This is a genomic window from Streptomyces sp. NPDC044002 (assembly GCF_056434525.1).
On sequence record NZ_JBWKEZ010000109.1, the window covers coordinates 1 to 5,071 of the forward strand.

Here is a 5,071-nt window from a genome sequence, read left to right on the forward strand (position 1 = left end):
GCTCCGGACACACCTCTTTATGGGAGGGCACGCAACCCACCCCCCGAGACCCCCCCCCCTCCCGGGCCCGAGGTTGGCCGGGGCTCCGCGGTTTCGTGACATGCGACACACGGCCCCCGCCGGCCTGCCGGGCCCGCACGGCGCGACTCGCGGGCATACATTTCGCCATTTGTCCCTGTTTGGCGTTGACATGCCGCACTCCGCCAGAAACGGAATCGCGAACTTCTATTTCGCCCCTCCCAACGTTCCTGACGAGAGGTGGTTCTAGCAGCGCGTCAGCTGCTCCGGAGCGGGCCCGTGCGGGGGGTATGCACGATCTTCCCGCCCTTTCAAGCCGGAGCCCGGGGCACTCGCGCGTCCGGCCCGCGCCGGCTTGCCATGCCCCTGCGGCCCTTCTAAGAATGGCGACTCCTCCGGCGCCCCAGCGGTCCGGCGCCGGGAGCTTCGCGATCACCGAGTGAGGTCCCGCATGAAGAAGCACCGTAAGAAGACGCACCACAGGAAAATAGCCGTCGCCGTCGGGGCGCTCGCCGTCGTGGCCGTCCCCACCGCCGCCATGGCCTGCCTGGACCCCCAGGACACCGGCCGCGCACGGCCCGCCGCGGCGCAGCTGGACGTCCCCTTCGACGCGTCCGAGGCCCCCCTCCCGGAGCAGGCCCCGGTCCCGGCCGCCGCGCCCGGGCAGCCCGGCGCCGAGGCGCCGGCCCCCGAGGCGCCCGTCGCCGAAGAGCCGGCCGAACAGCCCGCAGAGCCGGTCGCCCCGGCCGAGCCGCCCGCGCGCCCGCAGCCGCAGCAGCCCCGGCCGGAGCCGGTGGAGGCCTCCGCAGCGCCCGCCGCGCCGCAGGCCGCCGGGGCGCTCCCCGAAGCGCAGGCCAAGGTCCTCGAACTCGTCAACCAGGCGCGCGCCGCGGCCGGCTGCCCCGCGCTCACCGTGAACGAGAAGCTCACCAAGGCCGCGCAGGACCACAGCGCCGACATGGCCGCGCACCGCAACATGTCCCACACCGGGTCCGACGGTTCCGACGCCGGCCAGCGCATCACCCGCGCGGGCTACCAGTGGCGGACGTACGGCGAGAACGTCGCCTACGGGTACAGCAGCCCCGAGCAGGTCATGGAGGGCTGGATGAACAGCCCCGGCCACAAGCGCAACATCCTCGACTGCTCGTACAAGGAGATCGGCATCGGCCTCGCCCAGCCGGGCCAGTACTGGACGCAGGACTTCGGCGCCGCGCGCTGACCCCCGCTCACACGCCGTCGGCCCGGGGCGCCCGTCAGGGTGACGCGGGGTCCTGGCCCGGCGTGCGGTCGACGTGGGCGGCCGTGATCAGGGCCGGCGCGAGGTTCTCGTTGCGCATCCGCTGGTCCACGTACAGCAGGGAGACCACCAGCTGCGGGTACCCCAGCTGGAACAGCGCGCTGACCACGGCGCCGGCCAGCAGGCAGACGGCGTACACGACGATCCCGATGATCATCGTGGCGGACGTCCCGTCGCCGGAGCCGGCGTCCAGCATGGCGGGGAAGAGCGCGAGGATGCCGACGAAGCCGAACGGCATCTGGATGGCGTAACCGCCGGCCAGCCCCACGAGGTACGCGAGCAGGGTGACGCCGAAGACGCGCCACCAGCTGCCCTTCACCAGGGCGGCCGACCGCCGCAGCGCGGCCACGGGGCGCAGGCCCTCGAACACCGCCGCGGCGGGCGCGAGGCTGAACCGGACGGCGAGCCAGGCCGCCACGGGCATCCAGGCCAGGACCGCCAGGACCAGCAGGAACACGCCGGCCGGCGTTCCACCGCCGTCCTGGGCGATGAACACCAGCGGGAATCCGATCGCGTAGATCAGGACGGCCGGCCCGCCCGCGATCAGACCGGTCAGCGAAACGGCGCCGAGCACCGAGGGCAGCCGGGACCAGCTGCGGCGCCACATGTCACGGAAGGTCGCGGTACGGCCGAGCACGGCCTCCTGCACCACCGCGGGGCACAGGGCGCCGATCGCCGCGGTTCCCAGCAGCATCACGAGCAGCAGGATGACGCCGCCCGGCAGCAGGGCCAGGAACACGGTCGCCACGTCGGAGCTGTCCGCGTCCGCGTCCGAATCGACGGCGAAGACCTCGGAGAAGCTGCTGCTCGCCGCCGCGACACCGATCACGATCGCCGCGGTGACCAGCAGGAACCCGACGCCCTGTACCGCGAGCATGACGCCGACCAGCGGCTTCCAGTACTGGCGGAAGGCCTTGAAGGCGCCGCCGATCATCTCGCCCGGGCCGAGCGGCCGCAGGGGTATGACCCCCGGCTGCGGTGGCGGCTGGATCCAGCCGCCTCCCCACTGCGGCCCGTACTGCTGCGGGGGCTGTCCCCATCCCGCGTTGTGCGACATCACTGTTCCCCCTCTTGAACTGGAGGAACACGGTATCCCCTCGCACCCCGGAGCGGGGTGCGAGGGGTCCCGGCATCAGGTGTTGATGCAGGTGTTGCCGGCCGCCGGGTTGAGCGCGCCGATGATGTTGATGGTGTTGCCGCACACGTTGATCGGGATGTGCACCGGCACCTGGACGACATTGCCGGACAGCACGCCCGGCGAGCCGACGGCGTAGCCCTCGGCGTGGGCGTCGGCGACGGCGGTGCCGCCGGCGCCGAGGATGCCGGCCGCGGCCAGGACGGTGGCGGCGATCGCAGTTCGAATACGCATGTCACTCCAGAGTCGATGACGGAACGTCGGGACGTCGAAGTCGAGACGTCGAAGCAGGATCACACCGCCTCCGGGGGCCTCCGGCCCGGCATTCACCTGACCAACGGCGTGTTACGGCGCCCGGGGTGACGGGAACCGCCCGAACGGGTGCCGAGGCGGCGGGGGAGGGCCGCCTCGGGGCAAGGCCGTCCAAGGCCGTTGTGTCACGTGTCACGTGTGGCGCCTTTGGGCCGCGGGCCCGCCCGGCGTCCACGATGGGCCCATGGAGATAGGCATCGCACTGCCCCAGTACGGCACTCACGCGCAGGCCGCCCGCATAGCCGGCTTCGCGCGCGACGCGGAGCACGCCGGGTTCGACTCGCTCTGGGTGGGCGACCGGTCGCTGACCCCGGTCGAGCCCAGCGACATCTACCCGGGCCACACGCCCGAGAACCCGTACCCGCCCGAGTACCGGACCTTCCTCGACCCGCTCACCGTCCTGACCGTCGCCGCCACCGCGACCCACCGCGCCCGCCTCGGCACGAGCACCCTCAACGCGCCCTGGTACCCGCCCCTGTTGCTCGCGCGCACCCTCACCTCGCTGGACCAGGTCAGCGGCGGCCGGCTGGACGCCGGCTTCGGGATCGGCTGGCTGCGCGACGAATACACCGCCGTCAACGCCGACTTCGGGCGGCGCGGCGAACGGCTCGACGAGATCCTCGACGTCCTCCAGGGCATCTGGACCGAGGAGGAGTTCGGGCACGAGGGCACCCACTGGCGCATCCCGCGCGCCCACGTCGGCCTGCGCCCGGTCCAGCGGCCGCACCCGCCCGTCTACCTGGGCGGCTTCTCACCCGCCGCGATGCGCCGGGTCGGCCGCCGCGCGGACGGCTGGGTCGGCGCCGTCCTGCCGTCCGCGGCACTCGCCGGACTCTGGGCCGTCGCCCGGCAGGCCGCCGAGGAGGCCGGCCGCGACCCCGACGCCCTGCGCCGCAACATCCGCTTCAACGCCAAGCCGGGCACCTCGTACGAGGAGACCGCGGCGGTCCTCGCCGGCATCCGGGAGACGGGTGCCGACAGCTGCTTCGTCGACTTCCAGCAGTGCGTGCGGGAACCGGACGAGGCGCTGGAGCTCGGCATCAAGGTCCTGGACCTCGTACGCGCCGGCTAGGAGCGGGGGTACGGGCACGCGGCCGGCGGTTCGAGGCGGCCGGCCGCGTGCCGTATAGTTGATCTCGAGCCCGCCACCGCGGAACACGGTGGAAGGGACGATGCGTTGGTGGTCCAAGGAAAGACACCCCACTTCCCGTGGGGGAATGCAGGTGCAAGGCCTGCCCAGCGCTCTGACAAGGCCCCGGCCTCCTCACGGAGACCGGGGCCTTACCGTTTCCCGGCCGGCCGCCCCGGACCGTGCTCCTGGCCGCGCCGCTCAGGGCGACCTGTGGACGGTCCGCCGCGCGGTGCGGGGAGCGGCTGGTCGGGTGGCTCTCGGAGGAGCACCCGGAGGCCCTGCCCCGCCTCCTCCTCGCACCGCAGCCCGGACTCAGGCAGGGTAGGCGAAGGAGCCCAGCGGCGGGCCGGGGAGGAGCACGGTGCCGGCGCCGGGGCGTTCGGTGAAGGCCCGGGCCTCGGCGTGCCGCCGGCGCCGCGTGTCCAGGCCGTCGGCGTGCCAGGCGTCGCGCCGCGCACGGGAGTAGTCCCACGTGTCGTCGATGAGGCTGAGGGCGGTGTTGCCCGAGCTGCGCCCGAACTCGGCCTTCACGGCAGCCTGCTGGAGCGCCGTCTGGGCGGCGGCGAGGTCGATGCGGGTGATCAGGACGCCAGCGGTGTCCGGTTCCCGGGTCGGCAGGGGGGTCTGCGGGAGCAGCGACACCCCGGTGTCGAGGCGGTCGATGTTGTCGACCGTCGCGTCCTGGGCGTCCCTGACCGCGGCCCGCATCTCCCCGTGCAGCCAGAAGAACTCGTCGAGGTCGGCCTCGGTGAGGCGTATCCGCTGGTACAGGGCGCGGAAGCGGGGGTCCTGGTGCATCGGGAGGACGGGGCCGGCATGCAGGGCCACGCAGTCGGTGTAGCCGGCCGTCACCGCGGCGTCGAGGTGGAAGAGGAACGGCTCCGCCTCTCCGCGGGTGAGGGCCAGGCCGGCGAGACCCGAGTGGCCCGCGGCCACCAGCCAGGTCGCGGCGGGGCCGAGGGCCGTGGCGCGTGCGATGACGTCCTGGAGCCCCGCGGCGACGTCGACGCGCAGCGGGACACCGAAGAGGCCGCTCGCGAGCGAGGAGAGGAAGTCCTGCCGCGGTGGGGGGGGGGGGGGGGGGGGGGGGGCGGTGCGCGGCCCCCGCCACTCCTGCCGCATGCGATGCAGGTCGTTGGCGGTGGTCTAAGCGGACGCTCCTCCGCCGTCCGTGGTG

5 protein-coding genes are annotated in these 5,071 nt (G+C 73.5%); 2 read left to right on the top strand and 3 right to left on the bottom strand.

From position 1 onward, the window contains the following. The first annotated feature begins 469 nt into the window (after positions 1-469). Positions 470-1,237: a CAP domain-containing protein gene (locus tag AC07A6_RS39560; RefSeq protein ID WP_478780329.1), complete on the top strand. Its 768-nt coding sequence runs from the start codon at positions 470-472 to the stop codon at positions 1,235-1,237. Positions 1,238-1,271: 34 nt separating this feature from the next. Here the strand turns inward: AC07A6_RS39560 and AC07A6_RS39565 are convergent, their stop codons facing one another. Both AC07A6_RS39565 and AC07A6_RS39570 read right to left on the bottom strand, forming a co-directional pair. Then, positions 1,272-2,372 carry a hypothetical protein gene (locus AC07A6_RS39565; protein WP_478780330.1) on the bottom strand — a complete coding sequence of 367 codons (1,101 nt, stop codon included), beginning with the start codon at positions 2,370-2,372 and terminating at the stop codon, positions 1,272-1,274. Between the two features lie 75 nt (positions 2,373-2,447). Continuing rightward, on the bottom strand, positions 2,448-2,684 hold the full coding sequence (locus AC07A6_RS39570) for a chaplin (protein ID WP_362473674.1): 237 nt from the start codon (positions 2,682-2,684) through the stop codon (positions 2,448-2,450). Positions 2,685-2,946: 262 nt separating this feature from the next. Between AC07A6_RS39570 and AC07A6_RS39575 the strand changes: the two genes are divergently transcribed. After that, positions 2,947-3,834 carry a TIGR03619 family F420-dependent LLM class oxidoreductase gene (locus tag AC07A6_RS39575; protein ID WP_478780331.1) on the top strand — a complete coding sequence of 296 codons (888 nt, stop codon included), beginning with the start codon at positions 2,947-2,949 and terminating at the stop codon, positions 3,832-3,834. A 372-nt stretch (positions 3,835-4,206) separates the two neighbouring features. On the opposite strand, the gene AC07A6_RS39580 is transcribed toward AC07A6_RS39575, so the two are convergent. Then, the gene (locus AC07A6_RS39580; RefSeq protein WP_478780332.1) at positions 4,207-5,016 is read right to left on the bottom strand and encodes a hypothetical protein; all 810 of its coding nucleotides are present in this window, start codon (positions 5,014-5,016) and stop codon (positions 4,207-4,209) included. Between the last annotated feature and the right edge of the window lie 55 nt (positions 5,017-5,071).

Bases quoted from the DNA above. Each gene is read 5' to 3' on its own strand.
- AC07A6_RS39580 (WP_478780332.1), bottom strand. From the start codon at position 5,016: ATGCGGCAGGAGTGGCGGGGGCCGCGCACCGCCCCCCCCCCCCCCCCC.
- AC07A6_RS39575 (WP_478780331.1), top strand. From the start codon at position 2,947: ATGGAGATAGGCATCGCACTGCCCCAGTACGGCACTCACGCGCAGGCC.
- AC07A6_RS39570 (WP_362473674.1), bottom strand. From the start codon at position 2,684: ATGCGTATTCGAACTGCGATCGCCGCCACCGTCCTGGCCGCGGCCGGC.
- AC07A6_RS39565 (WP_478780330.1), bottom strand. From the start codon at position 2,372: ATGTCGCACAACGCGGGATGGGGACAGCCCCCGCAGCAGTACGGGCCG.
- AC07A6_RS39560 (WP_478780329.1), top strand. From the start codon at position 470: ATGAAGAAGCACCGTAAGAAGACGCACCACAGGAAAATAGCCGTCGCC.